This is a genomic window from Lentibacillus halophilus, assembly GCF_055395055.1.
The window spans coordinates 1257585-1274771 of the sequence record NZ_AP043750.1; the positions used below are offsets into that span (position 1 = coordinate 1257585).

Consider the following 17187-nt stretch of genomic DNA (forward strand, 5'->3'; position numbering starts at 1 on the left):
AGTACATATCGTTAGATGGAGCGTGGAGTGCGGGGAAACCTGCATGCTTCATGTGGAGCAGGTGGAAAGTTGGAGATGACGTCAATGGCTTATCTAATGCTCATTTTCGACGGAGTAAGTTGTGCCCCGTTAATGGCGTCGTCGGTCCAGATTGTTTAATAATAAGCCTATCTATTTCAGTCAAGCTTATTATGGTTTGTTGAATGAGTTTGAATAGGATATGGTCGTTGAATGTACTCAAAAAGTAAATCGATTAGCAAACAAGATCTGAATTTCAGGAATGATATCCAGCATATCCAGCATTTTTTATTAATTTACTGGTGAATGCCTTGCTAATCAGTACCGGGCTTACGCTGTTTCACCAGGTATAAATACTGTGTTGCGTGTTTTATGACGATAAGTATGGGATTTGCACTGTTTCCCCACCAGGTATGCGTAGAGTTATGACAAATAAAAAGAAATTAAATCAACTCCCGCCATAGTCACCAGCTATCCCAGAATAATGCCGTATACTAAATAAATTTAATAAAGCATACACGAGATCCCCATCTTTATAGGTGGGGATTATTTAATGCTTATAGTTCAATATCGTCTGTTTTACGGAAAATCACCAGCAACGCTGTATCTCGACAACTACACTAAAAACATGGAATAAATATTTGCTCTTATCAAGTATTTTAATAATTTTTTTACAATTAATTTATATGCACTTAATAAGCACATGATATCTTAAAATTACGGGAAACAGGAAGGAAGAAAAAAGGAGGTTAAAACAATGAAAAGAAAACGAAGAACAACGATTCTTATTCAAGGTGATCCAAGTTTGGCACGGAGTCTGGCAGAAATAATCACCACCAACTATGATTATCGGGAAATTGTTGCTCCTAGGTACGGATTAACAATGATGAAGATGCGTGAATCTGCAAAAAACTCACTATTTTATATAGGAGAAGTTCTTATAACGGAAACAAAAGCAGAAGTTAATCAGTGCATTGGTATAGGACTTATAACAGGTATGCAGGATGAATTATCTAAAGACTTGGCTATTATTGATGCAGCTTATAAAGCTAATCTCCCGGAAACAAAAGATTGGGAAGATCAATTAATCGCTGCCGAAGAACAAATAGAAAAACAAAAAGCACAAAAGCAGGCGGAAATTTTTGAAACAAAAGTTAATTTCGAAACGATGGATGTCTAGCTCATCAAAAAAATTACATGATCAGGAGAGATAGTATGGCAATGGTTCAAACACACGATTTACAACAGGTATATCGAAAGCTGCTACATAGCATGTCCAGACCAGGAACCATTTCGATTATGGAAGAGAATGTTCACCAATCAGACAATGGACTTCCTTGTAATCATGCCAGTTTTTTAACGATGATGACGCTGTTGGACGGAGAAGTGACATTTCACATTATATCGGAAAACCAAACAGATTTATATAACAAGATATCCGAATATACGTTAGCAAAACCTGCTCCCATCCAAGAGGCTGACTATATTATTGCATTACGAGACGTTTCTGAAAACAAGGTCATCCAAGCGATGGAGCAATGTAAAATCGGAAATTTAATTGATCCTCAACTATCTGCAACGTGGATTATTGAAAGTGAGACATTATCCAATAATGGAGAATTATTGTTAACCGGACCTGGCATCAAAGAAAAAGAGCAGCTTCATACAAGGTTTACTAAAAATATGTGGCAATCTCGAAATGAACAAACGAAGGAACATCCATTAGGAGTGGATGTTATTTTTACGGATGATATAGCACGAATTGCCTGTGTTCCCAGAACAACATCGTTATCATTTTCGGAGGTGAAATAATGGGGTATGTTGCGGTTAAAGGTGGCACAATGGCCATCGAAGCTTCGATTAAACGATTAACCTATGATCGCTTAAAGGGAGAAGAAATAATTGAAATTCAAACAATACTTTCCACAATGCGGTCGCTGGTCGATCAGGTAATGTCTGAAAGCAGCTTGTATTCACCATTTCTAGCAGCATTGGCTATTAAACAAGCAGAAGGAAGTATGGAAGAAGCAGTCTTCTTGATGCGCGCACATCGCTCAACATTACCGAGACTATATTACAGTCAGACTGTTCAGTCGGAATCGATGCTTGTCGAACGCCGGATATCTGCTAGCTTCAAAGATATTCCAGGAGGGCAGTTATTAGGTTCTACTAATGATTATACACATCGGCTATTAGACTTTAACTTGGCAAATGAAAGCCTAACGGAAAACAAAGAGTGGTTGCAAGATTATCGAGAATCATTACAAAACAACATGGAAGCCTCCGACTCGGTAACGTATTTTCCTAAAGTTGTCGATTATTTACGCAAAGAAAGTTTATTTGAAGAATATGAAGCAGACAACACGCCACCTGATGATATTACCAAGGAAAGTCTGCAATTCCCTGCTTCCAGAAGTGCAAGATTGCAAGTGTTAACGCGAGGGCAGACAGGAGCGGTAACAGCTTTAGGTTATGCATCTCTACGAGGGTATGGTCAGGTTCACCCTACTGTTGGGGAAGTACGGGTGGGTGATTTGCCAATTTACGTTGAACATCCAAACGAAGTTGAACAGGACGATGAAGATCAATTTTATATCGGGGATATCAAAGTTACGGAAGTGGAGTCATTTGTTCCGATAACAAAAAAGAATGAACACAACGAAGAGGAACTGGAATTTGAAATCGGATATGGCGTTTGTTACGGACAAAATGAAACAAAAACTATTGCAATGAGTATTCTGGATCAATGCTTGGAACACCCGGAATGGGAATATCCAACGCACGATGAAGAATTCGTTTTATTACACATTGACTCGGTTGAATCTACGGGCTTCATCTCCCATTTGAAGCTGCCGCATTACGTTACATTCCAATCGAAATTAGATAGCATACGTCAAATAAAGAAAGAGGCGAAAAAGGATGAAGACTAATACACACTTTGCATTTTTGGATGAAGGTTCTAAAAAAGAAATCCGTCGAACAATGTTAAAGGCTGTGGCAATTCCGGGGTATCAGGTTCCTTTTGCATCCAGGGAAATGCCGATCGCCCGTGGTTGGGGCACAGGTGGCCTGCAAATAACATTATCCATCATTGGCAAACAAGATGTATTAAAAGTTATCGATCAGGGAGCGGACGAATCTGTAAATGCCGTCAGTATCAAGAAATTAGTACAGGAAACGACAGGTGTAGAGGTGACGGATCAAACACAGGAAGCTTCTGTTATTCAGTCAAGACACCGTATTCCGGAAGTTGCTTTAACAAAAGAACAGATTCTCGTCTTACAGGTACCAGAACCTGAACCGCTCCGCAATGTGGAAGCGAGTGAATACGTAACAAAGCGGCTTCATTCAGAAGACGAATATAGCGGAGCATGGCTTATGTTGTTCGAACAAATTATGAAGTATAACAAGACGGCGACTGATGCCGATCATCCTGTATATGTAAATGATCGGTATGTCATGGCTCCAAGCCCGATTCCAAAATTTGATAATCCAAAAATGCATCAATCAGAGTCCTTAATACTTCTTGGCGCGGGAAGAGAGAAGAAAATATATGCCATCCCACCTTACACGGATGTGAAATCACTTGCCTTTGACGATTATCCATTTACCGTTGAATCATTTGAAGGAAACCATTGTCATTTATGTGGTGCTACGGATGTTTTTATGGATGAGTTAATCGATTCAACATCAGGAAAAACCGTCTATCAATGCAATGATACGAGCTACTGTGTAGCACGTTTGAATGAAAAGGAGAAGCTGGAGGTGGAAAGCAATCATGCATGAGGAACCGATATTACGAATTGACCATTTAAACAAAACATTTGGTGACGGATGTGCCCATTGTCAGCAATCCGAAACGTATGAGATGAAGATAAATTACTGTCCGTATTGCAGCACAACGTATGCATGTCAAGATATATCACTTGAATTGTATTCCGGAGAGATTCTTGGAATTGTCGGGGAAAGCGGCAGTGGAAAATCAACGATGATGCAATGTTTATATTTTGATATGGATGTAACGTCAGGTGGAGCGTATATAAAGGATACAGAAGTGGAAGAAGAAAATCTTTTCGAATTATCCTCCCAGAAGAAACGTTATGTTCGAAATTATAAATATGGAATGGTCTATCAAAATCCGGTTCACGGATTGAAAATGAACTTTTCATCTGTCGGAAATATCGCTGAAAAATTAATTGCAGCAGGCAACCGTAATGTTTCGGAAATGGAAGCGATCAGTAAGCGCTTGTTGGAAAGTGTGCATATCCCTCCTTATCGAATGAAACAGGAGCCGCGAAATTTTTCAGGTGGGATGCAGCAACGCGTGCAAATTGCGAAGGCTTTATCCAATAACCCTCCCGTTCTCTTCTTGGATGAAGTAACGACTGGTCTTGACTTATCTGTTCAAGCGAATGTGCTGGATTTAATTAAAAATATTCAGAGGGAATTGGGTATAAGTATGATTGTTGTCTCGCATGATTTGGCAGTAATTCGAATGCTGGCTGATCGAACAGTGGTCATGCTTGATGGAAAGGTTATTGAGGAGGGGCTAACAGATCAAATTCTGGAAGATCCCCAGCATGCTTATACGCAGCAATTAGTTTATTCATTACTATAGGAGCATTCCTGTAATGAAAAAATTTGATGTGAAATCGACGAAAACGCCAAATGCATAAAAAAGTCCCCCTTGGTACGATGGAGAGTGTCATTGCAATGACCTCGAATTTAGTACCGAAGGAGGACTTCTACCATGGATTCTACACAAAATCATCGCTTAGCGCAAATCAATGACCAAACATTAATTATCGGGATTGATATAGCCAAACGCAAACATGTGGCTCGAGCGATAGATGATCGGGGCCGAGACCTCGTTAAACGGTTGGTATTTACCAATTCGCAGCAGGGTTTTTCAAACCTTATTGAATGGGCTGATAACTTGTCCAGTGACCACAAGCGCCCCAACATTATCATTGGAATGGAACCAACCGGTCACTACTGGCTGAATCTAGCCTATTACTTGAAAGACCGGGGTATTCAAGTGGTTGTCGTCAATCCGATGAAGGTTAAACGGTCCAAGGAAATGGATGACGATTCACCAACGAAAAATGACACCAAAGATGCCAAAGTTATTGCTCAGATCATACGTGATGGCCGTTATCATGAACCGACCTTACCGGAGGATGTGTACGCTGAATTGCGTGAAGGCATGAAACTCTATGACATGATCCAAGAGGATATGTCCTCGGTCAAAGCCCAAATGCATAATGCGTTAGACCGATACTTTCCAGAGTTTCTCGATGTCTTTAAAGACTGGACTGGAAAGGCTGCCCTCCATCTATTGGAACGAGGCTATTTACCGGAAGATATCCGTAAAGCTTCGGAAGAAGATTTGCTTCTTGAAGTCAAGAAGGCCGCCAAACGCGGTGTGGGCATCAAACGCATTCAGGATTTGAAACAGGCGGCTGAAGGCAGCATTGGCCTCACAGTGGGATTACAAATGGCACGTCAGGAAATGCGTTATTTGATTGATCAGTATAAAGCTCTTGAAGCACGTCTTATAGCTCTTGAAGCACAACTGGAAGACCTTGTTCGTCACATCCCTGGAGCTGATCAGATGATAGCCATTAAAGGTGTCAGTGCCATAACAGTCGCCGGTTTCTTCGCCGAAGTTGGTGATTTATCGAATTATCGGGATCCACGCCAAATCATTAAATTAGCGGGACTCAATCTAAAGATGAATCAATCAGGGATGTTCAAAGGCCAAACAACCATAACTAAACGAGGACGCAAACGATTGCGAAGCTTACTCTATCTAGTGGCACGCCCATTATCCCTGCACAATGAAGGATTCAAGCAACTATACCGTTATTATCGTTATCGATCCGATAATCCGTTAACAGGAAAACAATCATTTATCGCGTTAAGCCGAAAACTCATCAAAATCTTTTATGTATTAGGGACACGAAAGTGTACGTTCCAAGAAGAACGCATGATTCGTGACATCCCCATGATGTCGACGTTACAGGACGTTGCTTAAGAAGGCACACAGCTATCGTTCTGAACCATCTTTTAACAATTGAAGCACGGATTAGCCGGTCGATATTCCATCCGTTAGGGCATAGACCCACCTTAGGAGCATTTCCGGCATCCACCATGGTCAGGTTGAACGAAGGAATTTGCGCGCATAGACGCCGAGAGACATGGGAGGGTCCACCGCCATGAAAACGTGGAGATCCAAGGTGCGATCATAAGATTAGTTATCCATTTAATGGAAATTACCCTGTTAGAGCGTACTCGGCATAACTTACTGATTCCATATATATCCTTAATTGTAATATAAAGGATACACGACCATTGTGAGCTTCAATAAATCAAAAGAAATCGGGAGAAAAACGAAGGAATTCCAAGAAAACATTAATTTATTGAGGGAGGCATGGACACGGTGTACATTGTTCATAATGGAAAGATTATAGCAGAAGAAGCAATTATATACGATCATGCGATTTTGGTTTATAGGGAAATAATTCAAAAAGTCATTCCTGAAGCGGAAATAACCAATCATCCTGACGCAACGCTTATTGATGCTCGAGGAGGTTATATTGCACCAGGATTTATCGACATCCATTCTGATTATATCGAAACGATCGCTTCACCCAGACCGACATTGCTTATGGATTTCAATATGAGTTTGCGAGAAGCAGAAAAAATATTAATCAGCCATGGAATAACAACGATGTTTCATTCACTTTCGTTTTATAAAGACGATGCATTCTCACACAGCCCGATCCGTGATCCGGAAAATGTGCAGAAAATGGTGGATGCCATTGATGCAACGCACAATGAACTGCACCTTATTAGGCACCGTCTGCATGCACGTTTTGAAATTGATAACATTGAGCAAGTAGATTGTTTAGTCCAAAACATCAAAGACGATAAAGTCCACTTACTATCATTTATGGATCATACACCAGGGCAGGGGCAGTATCGAAACCTGGAAGCATACGGGGAAACATTAAAAGGTTATCACAATTTAACCGACGATGATGTGCAAACGATTATTCTGGAGCAGCAAAATACAGAAGTTATGACCATTGCCAAAATGAAAGAAATTGTGGATATTGCGAACGATAAAGGCATTGCAGTTGCATCACATGATGATGATGAAATTCAAAGGCTTGAATTAGTCAAAGACATCGGAATAACGGTTAGTGAATTTCCGATCACCATGGATGTAGCTAAAAAAGCGACAGAAATGGGGTTATTTACGATTGCCGGAGCTCCAAATGTTTTACTTGGTGGTTCGCACTCGGGAAATTTAGCCTCTGCTGAAGCTGTAAAGCATCAATGTGTCGATATTCTTTGCAGTGATTATTATCCCTCAGCTTTACTTCATGCAATATTTGAATTAAGTGATCATCATGGCAATGATTTGCATGACATGTTTACGAAAGTAACCCTTAATCCGGCCAAAGCTGTACGAATGGATGACGAAATTGGCTCGATTAAATCAGGAAAAAAAGCTGACCTAATTGTTATTGAAAGAATGGAGGATGGATATCCGATGCTGACAAAAACAATGGTCAACGGCTCCTTAATAACGAGTACAAATTATCGCACGAAATAAAAAGGAGGAGTGCTAAACATGCCTATGTTGGATGTAAAGGATTTTGGCAAACGATTTACGATCCACCATTTAGAAAAAACGATGCAAGCTGTCGAAGATATTAACTTTTCCATCGAACCGGGTAATTTTATCGGAATCATCGGAAAAAGCGGCAGTGGTAAATCAACTGTTTTAAAAAGTATATATCGTTCCTATTTACCTGATACCGGGATTTTGTATTATCATTCCGAACGTTTTGGTTATATCGATTTAGCAACAGCCACCGAACGTCAAGTTCTGTACTTACGTAAATATGAAATTGGTTATGTATCACAATTTTTAAATGTAATGCCAAGAAGAACGGCCAGGGAACTCGTACAACATGCATTGTTGGAAATGGGCGTGTCTGAAGGAATCGCACGTCTTGAAGCAGAAAAAGCATTACATCATTTTGAACTTGATCGTAAACTGTGGGACACCTTTCCAAATACCTTTTCTGGCGGAGAAAAACTGCGATTAAATATTGCGATGGCTACGGTGAAAAAGCCACGATTATTACTGCTCGATGAACCAACAGCAAGCCTAGATGAGCAATCGAAAGAAAAAGTGCGTGACATCATTAAAAAGTTAAAAGCAAATGGAACGACGTTAGTTGGGATTTTTCATGACATCGCATTTATGGACGGTCTGTGTGATAAAGTTTTTAACATTAAACAAAAACAATTACATGCTAAACAGATAGGTGGTGCTACACATGAAAGCTGATTTACATGTTCACAGCCATTACTCGGATGGTTCTGATTCGGTGAAAACAGTCATGAAAAAGGCAAGCGAAAATGGGGTAACCCAAATCAGTTTTGTTGATCATGATACCGTAAGCGGGATGCCTGAAATGATCAGACTTGGAAATATATTCGGCATAACCGTTATCCCCGGCATCGAAATATCAGCGTTTGATTTTAAACGAAATCGGAAAGTACATGTACTTGGCTATGATTATCGCCCTAAAGCAACAAACATAAAGAGCGCATGCAAGAAGATCCTTTACAGGCGGCAGGCCTATTCGTTGGATCAAATTGAAAAACTGAAAGCTGCCGGGTATGAGCTGGATATTGATGCGATTGTTGAATCGGCAAAACCAAGTACCACCATCTATAAGCAACATATTATGAAACAATTAACGGATGAACCCTACACATCGCCAGAATATAAACAGCTTTATCAGCAATTGTTTAAAGGAAATGGGGTTGCCGCTGGTGATATCACCTATATTGATGCATTTGAAGCAGTGCAGGCAATTGCAGCTGACGGGGGGATTCCGGTTGTCGCACATCCTGGTCAACTGGACTCCTATGCCATCATTCCCGAGCTTGTCGAAGCAGGATTGGCAGGGATCGAACGAAACCATCCAGACCATGGACCGGACGATTATAAGCGGGTGGAAGACTTGGCGAACGCATATAACCTGATCATGACTGGCGGTACAGATTATCATGGCACTTTTGGAGAAGCAATTGAAGTGGGGGATATTACCAGTTCTTCTAGCTTGGGAAAAACTAAAAGCTCACTTATATAGTGAGTAGACGTAAAAAATTGTTTACGACAATTAATTTATAAATCTGAGAGAGGAGAGTTCATAATGAAAAAGCAGTTATATTTTGTTGTTTTACTTATTATAGCAGCATTAGCCTTATCCGCTTGTTCGGAAGGCAGTACGGAAGAGGCATCAAACGCGGATGATGTTATTGATATCGTTTGGTATCCGAATGAATCTGCATCAGATTTGAAATCTTCTCGTAAGGCAATTGGTAAAATGATTGAGGAGGAAACAGGTAAGAAAGTTGAGCATCATTTAACGACGGACTATGCCATAGCGATTGAGACAATAACGAATGGAAATGCAGACATCGCCTATATGGGTGCCCAAGGTTATATTGAAGCTAAAAATAAAAATGATACCATCCAGCCGCTAGCTGTATCTACTGGACCATCTGGCACACTGGAAGATGCTGTATATCATAGCTGGTTAGCAGTAAATACGGATGACCAGGAAAAATACAAGAAAGACGGTGCTTATTCACTCGATACAATTGAAGGTAAAAAATTCTCGTTTGTATCCAACAGTTCAACATCAGGATTTAAAGTGCCTTCTGCCAGAATTATTGGTCACTTTAGCGAAAAAGAAAAATATACGGACTTGACCGAGGAAGACTTAATGCAAGGCGGATCTCTGTTTTCACAAGTGTTATTTGGCAATTCCCACCAAGGCTCAGCGGTTAACTTATTAACAGGAAATGCTAATGTTGCTGCCTTTTGTGATGTATGTGTAGAAAACTATGTTGAAGTTACAGAAGGAAAAGAAAATACAGTAGGAGCTGTTTACAAAGTAAGCGACGATGCGGCCGAACCTTTTAATAAAGTTGCTGGTAGCACGTTTACCTTAATGGATGTTACACCGGTATTAAACGCTCCAATTGCAGCTAATATGGATGCGTTAGGAAAAGCAGATTTTGATACGTTACAAAAGCTGTTCACATCTGACAAAATGGCAAACAACGAAGACATCTTCGTTCCTGAAGATTCCGGAAAATCTGGTTTATTCTTTAAGACAGACAAAGAAAGATTTGCAGAAGTAGACGACTCATGGTTTGATCCCATTCGCGAGCTTTCGAAGTAATCGTTTATTTAGAAAAGTAATGTAGTGTATGCATGTTTGTCCATGCATGCACTTATTCTTACAAATCCCAACAAAAAGGAGAATGTTTATGACATTGTTAGCTCTTGAAGGGTTGGCAAAAACATATGACTCGGAAACAAACGTACTAGAAGATATTAATTTTCAAGTAGAAGCGGGAGAATTTGTTTCGATTATTGGACCATCTGGTGCAGGAAAATCAACACTTTTACGCTGTATCAATCGAATGGTTGACATAAACGAGGGAATCGTACACTTCGAAAATACCAATATAGGCTTGCTGAAGAAAAAGGAATTGCGCAAACTGCGTACAAACATTGGCATGATTTTTCAGCATTACAATCTCGTGCCTCGGCTGCCGGTTATTGAAAATGTCCTTCATGGACGTTTTGGATATAAAACGATGATGCAAGGACTTCTTTCCCAATTTACCGAGAAGGAGAAAAGGCAGGCCTTCTTTCTATTAGAAAAGCTAGGCATTGCAGAACATGCGTATAAACGTTGTGATCAGTTGAGTGGCGGACAGCAGCAGCGAGTGGGGATTGCGCGTGCACTTATTCAAGATCCAAAACTCGTCCTTTGTGATGAACCGATAGCTTCACTTGATCCGAACGCTTCTCAAGTGATAATGGACCATCTTAAATCGATCACCTCTGAGTTGAATATTACGTGTTTAGTAAACTTGCATCAGGTAGAAGTTGCACAAAAATATTCAGATAGAATTATCGGTTTAAATGAAGGAAAAATCATCTTTGATGGACCAAACCACTTGGTTACAAAGGATCGTATAAACCATATATATGGTACAGAATCAAAAAAATTAATCACGGTGTAAGGAGTTATATAACGTGAATGAAAAATTAATGAATAGGCGTAAATGGAATAAAACCATTTTTCTTTTTATCATCATCGTCATTACGTATTTATCAGCAGACATCACGAATTTTAGCTTTATTCACGGAATTACTGCTTTTCCAGAAGCTATGGGATGGATTTTTTCCAACTTATTTATAACACAGGAATCACTTGAAAAGCTTCCAACCATTTTAGAAAAATTAAATGAGACGATTTTTATGTCGATTGCAGCTACGACAACGGCGGCTGTTTTTTCCTTGTTTTTAGGAATTATGGGATCGAAGGCAACGAAGGTTAATAGCTTTTTAAGTGTGTTATCCCGTTTTATTGCCTCTACTGCAAGAAATATTCCAGTGGTTGCCTGGGCATTGATTCTCCTGCTTTCATTTGGACAAAATTCCATCACAGGCTATTTAGCATTATTCGTGGGAACGGTCGGATTTTTAACAAGAGCATTTATTGAGGCTATTGATGAATCAAGCCAAAGTGCTGTTGAGGCATTAACGGCCACAGGTGCTACCTATGCCCATATAGTAAATAAAGCTGTTATTCCAGAGAGCTTGCCGCAAATAATCAGCTGGATTTTATTCATGATCGAAACGAATATCAGAAGCGCCACATTAGTGGGCATATTAACTGGGACAGGGATCGGCTATATCTTTGATTTATATTACAAAACGTTGGATTATAATGCAGTGGCACTTGTGACATTCAGTATTGTTATTTCCGTTATTATCATTGAGCTGATTTCAAACTATATACGGAAGGTGATCCTATAATGCAAGCCCTGTCAACAACAAGTCATATAAAAAGAACAAAACGCGGACGCATTACGATAAAATCCGGTAGTAAAGCGAAACGTGTAATCCAATGGACCATTTTGCTATTTATCGTTTCAACCGTTATGGCGTTTATGTTCTTTGATTATACTGGACTCGATATCATAAGCGCTATAACAGAAACGGCTTATAATCTAAAAGTTATGTTTCTTGAGCCTGCTTTAAGTCATTTCACATGGGCAGAAGCATTTTATCAGGTTGGCATTACCCTTGGATTAGCTGTTTTATCGACTGTTCTTGGAGCTGTTATTGCTTTTGTCTTGGCGTTAATGGCCGCAACGAACTTATCGAAGGAATGGGTATCAAAATCAGTACGAATAATAGTTGCCTTTATTCGTGCGGTTCCAACTGTTTTATGGGTGTTAATCTTTGCAATAGCAGCCGGCTTAGGAAGTGAGGCTGCAGTACTTGGGATGCTTTTTCATTCGGTTGCCTATTTAGTTAAAGCATTCTCAGAAGCTATCGAGGAAATAGATGCAGGCGTTTTAGAAGCACTGCGGGCAACTGGTTCCAGCTGGTGGCATATTGTCACGCATGCCGTTTTACCATCAACGTTTACATACTTATTATCATGGACATTTCTGCGATTCGAAATCAACTTTTCCGTAGCCGTAGCAATGGGAGCAGCAGCTGGTGCAGGCGGGATCGGTTTTGAATTGTTTATGGCGTCCGAATTCTATTTTGATCTGAGCGAAGTAGGTTTTATAACGTACGCTATTTTAATCATAGCGATCATGTTAGAGATATTATCGACTCGATTAAAAAATCGTTATTTGTAAGACCGACGGGTTACTTACTTGTAAATCGGCGTAAGCGAACACAATGTTGAAAAAAGTGTTTATATATCAGTAGGAACCAGGCGTTATGGCGCTGTGGACGGTACATAGGTGCGTGCAAATGCGTGCATTCATAGTGTTAGGAAATACAATAAAGAGAAAGAAGATAACAGGATTCATTTAGTCTAGACACGGATAAATGCATGCTTGAGCTGTATGTTTCTTAGGGGTAAGGAGATAACAAGCAATATCCTTACCTATCCGACAAAATCTATAAATAATTTCAAAGGCCTACCTAATGCTAAGCCTAATTTTTTACTTATAACATCAATAAATTAGGCTTTTTTTATTTGTTTTCTTAATGTTGTAAAAATGTATTTTTCTGGCGCTACCCCAAAAGAATTCCATGATTATGATCATAAAAAGTATAAGAGAACGAAACATGTTTTTGATAAAGAAAAAAATTGGTATAGCACAACTAGGGAAAGTGAAACAAGGTTTATATTGTTTTTATCATCAAATGGAAAGGTCTGGTATTAAAGAAATTATTAAAGCAATTAAAATCATTTAAAACCTAGTAATTTGAGACATTGAATAACTTTGTATTTGTCTATAACAATGGACTTACAGAATTAGAATTATTAAATAATCAAACCAAGCATAGTGCTTTTACTTCGCCATAAAATTTACAGTTTCTTTATATTGATTTTACAGGAAGTTAATAAATGATTGCTATAATGAAACCAAGAAAAAATCAAAAACACAAGGAGGGGTTTAAGTGAATATTTTGAGCAAAAAAAAATTCGCTTCTGTTATTATTTTAGGCACAAGTATTATCGGATTGTCTGCTTGTGGGGCCGAAGACACAACAAATGGTTCATCCATCGAGGACCCCAATTCTTTATCCTTAGAAGAAATTGAAGAAAAAGCAAAAGAAGAAGGGGCAGTTAATAGTGTTGGTATGCCAGATACGTGGGCTAACTGGGAAGAGACGTGGAAGGAGCTGTCAGAGGAATACGGATTAGAACATACAAATACCGATATGTCCAGTGCGGAGGAAATTTCTAAAATGGAAACAGAAGGAGAAAACGCGACAGCTGATATTGGGGACGTGGGCATTTCTTTTGGGCCGATTGCTGAAGAAAAAGCTATCACAGTGCCTTATAAAACCTCTTATTGGGATGAGATTCCAGATTGGGCCAAAGATGATGACGGCGATTGGATGGTTGGTTATCAAGGAACGATTGCTTTTGCCACAGATAAAGAACAGGTAGAAAACGTGCCGTCCTCATGGGAAGATTTACTTGAAGGAGATTATACCGTGAATATCGGAGATGTGCAGACGGGGACTCAGGATCAGATGGCGGTACTTGCCGCAGCACTCGCGTTCGGTGGAGATGAAACGAACTTGCAGCCAGGACTTGATTTCTTTGCGGAATTGGCGAAGCAAGGCAGGTTAAATACAGCTAATAATAACAATGTTTCCGGAATGGAAAAAGGTGAGATGGAAGTTGGGATTATGTGGGATTTTAATGCTTTAGGCTATGCGAATGAGATAAATGCGGAGCGATTTGAGGTTACGATTCCAGAGGAGGCTTCTGTGGTCAGTGGATATGCGACGATTATTAATAAATATGCCAACAATCCGCATGCAGCAATGTTAGCAAGAGAATACATTTTAAGTGATGAAGGGCAAATCAATCTTGCAAAAGGATATGCCCGTCCAATTCGTGATTCTGTTGAACTGCCAAAAGAAGTAGCAGAGAAAATGGTTCCAGAAGAGCAGTATGAAAATGCTGTGCCGGTAAGTGATAACGATGCCTGGGAAGAAACAGCAAAAGATTTACCAAGATTATGGAAAAGTGAGGTTCTTGTTCATGTCGAATAAACTAATTGTCGTGATGGTAGATGGTATGAGGAATGATTTGGCAAGTGAAAATCTTGGTTATATCGAGCATTTAGTGGATACAGGAAAAGCGACACGAAGTCAGATTAAATCAGAGTTGCCAAGTTTATCCCGTCCATTGTATGAAGTGTTATTGAGTGGAACGCCGAGTTCAGTCAATGGAATTAGTTCCAACGGTCCGGTGAGGTTGTCTGAACAGGAAAACCTCTTTCATTTGACGAAGAAACATGGACTAGTCAATGCAACGGCCTCTTATTACTGGGTCAGTGAACTATATAATCAGGCCCCATTTGATTTCTTTCATGATAGAGAACAAGTAAAGTCGGAAAACACGATACAATATGGGAAATTTTATTGGGAAGATGATTATCCGGACAGCCATCTATTCATGGATGGCGAAATATTAAGACAGCAAGTGCATCCTGACTTTTTATACATCCATTCTATGAATGTAGATGATACTGGGCATAAATTTGGAGGTGATTCAAAAGAGTACCGTGAAAAAATCTTGCGAGTGGATAATCATCTTTCTGAACTGATACCAGTTTGGCAAAACGATGGTTATCAGGTTGTCATTACAGCTGATCATGGGATGTCCAAATGGGGGCTGCATGGTGGAACAACTGATGAAGAACGAATGGTGCCGCTTTATATTATTAGTGACCAGGTAGAAAAAAATAGGTTCGAACCGGTTATACCGCAACTTCTTTTTGCGCCATTCATGTGCCGGTTATTGGGCATACCAACGTCAGAAGGAATGGAAAAGTTGCCAGAATCGGTAACAGCCATGCTAAAAGAGAAATAGAATGTCAGTTTCTTCGCTAGAAATGATAGGGAGGTATGATCATTGGCTCGCTTTAAACTATACCCATTACTCGGGCTACTACCGTTAGCCTTATTGGTGATTGGTTTTTTACTGACACCACTAGTGAATATGGTTTATCAAAGTTTCCAATCCAATGATGGCACCTTTGGCTTACAACAATATATCAGTATTTTTAGTGATCCCTTTTACCTTCAATCTATCAAAAACAGTTTGATGATTTCCTTTATTTCCGCATCGATAGCGATTGTTATTGCAGCTGTAGGTGGATATTCGATTTCAAGATTGGCCAGTCGGAAGAACAAGATTATGGTGATGATTACCAATATGACTTCATATTTTGAAGGGATTCCGTTAGCTTTCTCGTTTATTATTCTGTTGGGGAATAATGGATTATTCACGCTGCTTTTTTCACAGCTGGGATTGAATGTGTTCCAGGCATTTGATTTATATTCGTGGATTGGTTTGATTGTTGTTTATATATACTTTCAAATTCCATTTGCGATGATGCTTTTATTGCCGACTTATCAAGGACTGAAAGAGGATTGGCGATATGCTTCAAATTTGCTGGGAGGCAGTAACTTATCTTATTGGCTTCATATTGGTCTTCCAATTTTAATGCCGGGCATCATTGGGACGTATACAATTCTTTTTGCCAATTCGTTGGGAGCCTATGCGACGGCCTATGCTATGGTTGGTTCCACGTATAATCTATTGCCGCTGCAGATTGGTTCATTAATTGCGGGAGATGTATTTTTACAGCCGAATTTAGCCAGTGCACTCGGTGTAACATTGGCATTGATTATGCTCCTTGCCCTGTGGGTGAATGGACGCATTATGCGGAAAGTCAGGAGGGATTTAAAGTGACAGGAAGGTTGAAACACATCGCCATTGTTTCAGTATTAGCGGCCTACCTTTTACTTCCACTGATTGGGACATTACTTTACTCGCTGGCAGGTAAATGGAGCACTACCATTCTTCCGGAATCTTGGACGTTATCATGGTATGCGACTCTTTTTCAGGACACGCACTATTGGGAAGCATTATCTCGATCAGTTTTTGTCATTACATTCTCGGTTGTTTTAACTATAGTTGTGATGCTCCTTGCGATGTTCGTTGTCGTCATTTACTTCCCAAATAAGGAAAAGTATCTTAAACTGATCTCCATGATTCCATACGGTGTACCAGGAGTGGTGTCGGCCATCGGGTTACTGAACATTTATTCTTCTAGCAATATTTCCATTATAGGGACCCCGTGGATATTGATTGGGTCCTATGCAATTCTCATTATGCCGTTTGTTTATCAAGGCATTCGCAACAGTCTGTATACAGTCAATACCACAGAGCTGATCCAGGCAGCAGAGATACTGGGGGCAACCAAGACAAGGGCCGTGTTCTCTGTCGTGCTGCCTAACATCATGAAAGGGGTGCTTTCTGCGGTACTTCTTTCGATCGCGATGTTATTTGGGGAGTTTGCTTTGGCTAATTTATTGGTTGGAGGCCAGTATGAAACGCTGCAAATTTATTTGTACCAACAATTGAGTAAAAATGGCCATTTAACGAGTGCAATTGTTATTTCGTATTATGTCATAATTATGATTGTGACTGGGTTGCTTATCCAATTCCAACAGCCCGGGAGAAGGAAGAAAAAGCGCTCTCTTAAATAACATGT

General features: G+C 39.8%; 17 protein-coding genes. All 17 read left to right on the forward strand.

Annotated features, from left to right (window positions below; genetic code table 11):
- Positions 1-775: 775 nt before the first annotated feature.
- Positions 776-1198: a phosphonate C-P lyase system protein PhnG gene (phnG, locus tag ACZ5Q7_RS06160; protein ID WP_343751061.1), complete on the forward strand. Its 423-nt coding sequence runs from the start codon at positions 776-778 to the stop codon at positions 1196-1198.
- 35 nt (positions 1199-1233) lie between these two features.
- Positions 1234-1830: a phosphonate C-P lyase system protein PhnH gene (gene phnH, locus ACZ5Q7_RS06165; RefSeq protein ID WP_343751063.1), complete on the forward strand. Its 597-nt coding sequence runs from the start codon at positions 1234-1236 to the stop codon at positions 1828-1830.
- Positions 1830-2948: a carbon-phosphorus lyase complex subunit PhnI gene (locus ACZ5Q7_RS06170; protein ID WP_343751064.1), complete on the forward strand. Its 1119-nt coding sequence runs from the start codon at positions 1830-1832 to the stop codon at positions 2946-2948. Before phnH ends, ACZ5Q7_RS06170 begins: the two co-directional genes overlap by 1 nt.
- On the forward strand, positions 2938-3804 hold the full coding sequence (locus ACZ5Q7_RS06175) for an alpha-D-ribose 1-methylphosphonate 5-phosphate C-P-lyase PhnJ (RefSeq protein WP_343751065.1): 867 nt from the start codon (positions 2938-2940) through the stop codon (positions 3802-3804). The genes ACZ5Q7_RS06170 and ACZ5Q7_RS06175 overlap by 11 nt, the downstream gene beginning before the upstream one ends.
- Entirely contained in the window at positions 3797-4636 is an 840-nt protein-coding gene (locus tag ACZ5Q7_RS06180) for an ATP-binding cassette domain-containing protein (protein WP_343751066.1), read from the forward strand. The genes ACZ5Q7_RS06175 and ACZ5Q7_RS06180 overlap by 8 nt, the downstream gene beginning before the upstream one ends.
- 132 nt (positions 4637-4768) lie before the next feature.
- A complete protein-coding gene (locus tag ACZ5Q7_RS06185; RefSeq protein WP_464432921.1) occupies positions 4769-6055 on the forward strand; it encodes an IS110 family RNA-guided transposase in 1287 nt (428 codons plus the stop codon).
- Positions 6056-6460: 405 nt separating this feature from the next.
- Positions 6461-7642: a phosphonate metabolism protein PhnM gene (gene phnM / locus ACZ5Q7_RS06190; protein WP_343754275.1), complete on the forward strand. Its 1182-nt coding sequence runs from the start codon at positions 6461-6463 to the stop codon at positions 7640-7642.
- An 18-nt stretch (positions 7643-7660) separates the two neighbouring features.
- Positions 7661-8386, forward strand: coding sequence for a phosphonate C-P lyase system protein PhnL (gene phnL / locus ACZ5Q7_RS06195; RefSeq protein WP_343754273.1), 726 nt, complete (start codon positions 7661-7663; stop codon positions 8384-8386).
- A complete protein-coding gene (locus tag ACZ5Q7_RS06200) occupies positions 8376-9197 on the forward strand; it encodes a PHP domain-containing protein (protein ID WP_343754271.1) in 822 nt (273 codons plus the stop codon). The genes phnL and ACZ5Q7_RS06200 overlap by 11 nt, the downstream gene beginning before the upstream one ends.
- A 63-nt stretch (positions 9198-9260) precedes the next feature.
- Positions 9261-10298, forward strand: a complete 1038-nt coding sequence (locus ACZ5Q7_RS06205; RefSeq protein ID WP_343754269.1) for a PhnD/SsuA/transferrin family substrate-binding protein — start codon at positions 9261-9263, stop codon at positions 10296-10298.
- An 88-nt stretch (positions 10299-10386) separates the two neighbouring features.
- On the forward strand, positions 10387-11151 hold the full coding sequence (phnC, locus tag ACZ5Q7_RS06210; RefSeq protein WP_343754267.1) for a phosphonate ABC transporter ATP-binding protein: 765 nt from the start codon (positions 10387-10389) through the stop codon (positions 11149-11151).
- 13 nt (positions 11152-11164) lie between these two features.
- Positions 11165-11950 (forward strand): PhnE/PtxC family ABC transporter permease, encoded by a 786-nt coding sequence (locus ACZ5Q7_RS06215; protein ID WP_343754265.1) that lies wholly within the window; start codon positions 11165-11167, stop codon positions 11948-11950.
- The gene (locus ACZ5Q7_RS06220) at positions 11950-12789 is read left to right on the forward strand and encodes an ABC transporter permease subunit (RefSeq protein WP_343754263.1); all 840 of its coding nucleotides are present in this window, start codon (positions 11950-11952) and stop codon (positions 12787-12789) included. Before ACZ5Q7_RS06215 ends, ACZ5Q7_RS06220 begins: the two co-directional genes overlap by 1 nt.
- Positions 12790-13570: 781 nt before the next feature.
- Positions 13571-14674: an ABC transporter substrate-binding protein gene (locus tag ACZ5Q7_RS06225; protein ID WP_425542392.1), complete on the forward strand. Its 1104-nt coding sequence runs from the start codon at positions 13571-13573 to the stop codon at positions 14672-14674.
- On the forward strand, positions 14664-15497 hold the full coding sequence (locus ACZ5Q7_RS06230; protein ID WP_343754261.1) for an alkaline phosphatase family protein: 834 nt from the start codon (positions 14664-14666) through the stop codon (positions 15495-15497). Before ACZ5Q7_RS06225 ends, ACZ5Q7_RS06230 begins: the two co-directional genes overlap by 11 nt.
- A gap of 42 nt (positions 15498-15539) precedes the next feature.
- The gene (locus ACZ5Q7_RS06235; protein ID WP_343754259.1) at positions 15540-16382 is read left to right on the forward strand and encodes an ABC transporter permease; all 843 of its coding nucleotides are present in this window, start codon (positions 15540-15542) and stop codon (positions 16380-16382) included.
- Complete coding sequence (locus tag ACZ5Q7_RS06240; protein ID WP_343754257.1) at positions 16379-17182, forward strand: ABC transporter permease; 804 nt, start codon at positions 16379-16381, stop codon at positions 17180-17182. Before ACZ5Q7_RS06235 ends, ACZ5Q7_RS06240 begins: the two co-directional genes overlap by 4 nt.
- Positions 17183-17187 lie beyond the last annotated feature (5 nt).

Coding starts and splice junctions, on each gene's coding strand:
- phnG (WP_343751061.1), top strand. CDS start 776: ATGAAAAGAAAACGAAGAACAACGATTCTTATTCAAGGTGATCCAAGT.
- phnH (WP_343751063.1), top strand. CDS start 1,234: ATGGCAATGGTTCAAACACACGATTTACAACAGGTATATCGAAAGCTG.
- ACZ5Q7_RS06170 (WP_343751064.1), top strand. CDS start 1,830: ATGGGGTATGTTGCGGTTAAAGGTGGCACAATGGCCATCGAAGCTTCG.
- ACZ5Q7_RS06175 (WP_343751065.1), top strand. CDS start 2,938: ATGAAGACTAATACACACTTTGCATTTTTGGATGAAGGTTCTAAAAAA.
- ACZ5Q7_RS06180 (WP_343751066.1), top strand. CDS start 3,797: ATGCATGAGGAACCGATATTACGAATTGACCATTTAAACAAAACATTT.
- ACZ5Q7_RS06185 (WP_464432921.1), top strand. CDS start 4,769: ATGGATTCTACACAAAATCATCGCTTAGCGCAAATCAATGACCAAACA.
- phnL (WP_343754273.1), top strand. CDS start 7,661: ATGCCTATGTTGGATGTAAAGGATTTTGGCAAACGATTTACGATCCAC.
- ACZ5Q7_RS06200 (WP_343754271.1), top strand. CDS start 8,376: ATGAAAGCTGATTTACATGTTCACAGCCATTACTCGGATGGTTCTGAT.
- ACZ5Q7_RS06205 (WP_343754269.1), top strand. CDS start 9,261: ATGAAAAAGCAGTTATATTTTGTTGTTTTACTTATTATAGCAGCATTA.
- phnC (WP_343754267.1), top strand. CDS start 10,387: ATGACATTGTTAGCTCTTGAAGGGTTGGCAAAAACATATGACTCGGAA.
- ACZ5Q7_RS06220 (WP_343754263.1), top strand. CDS start 11,950: ATGCAAGCCCTGTCAACAACAAGTCATATAAAAAGAACAAAACGCGGA.
- ACZ5Q7_RS06230 (WP_343754261.1), top strand. CDS start 14,664: ATGTCGAATAAACTAATTGTCGTGATGGTAGATGGTATGAGGAATGAT.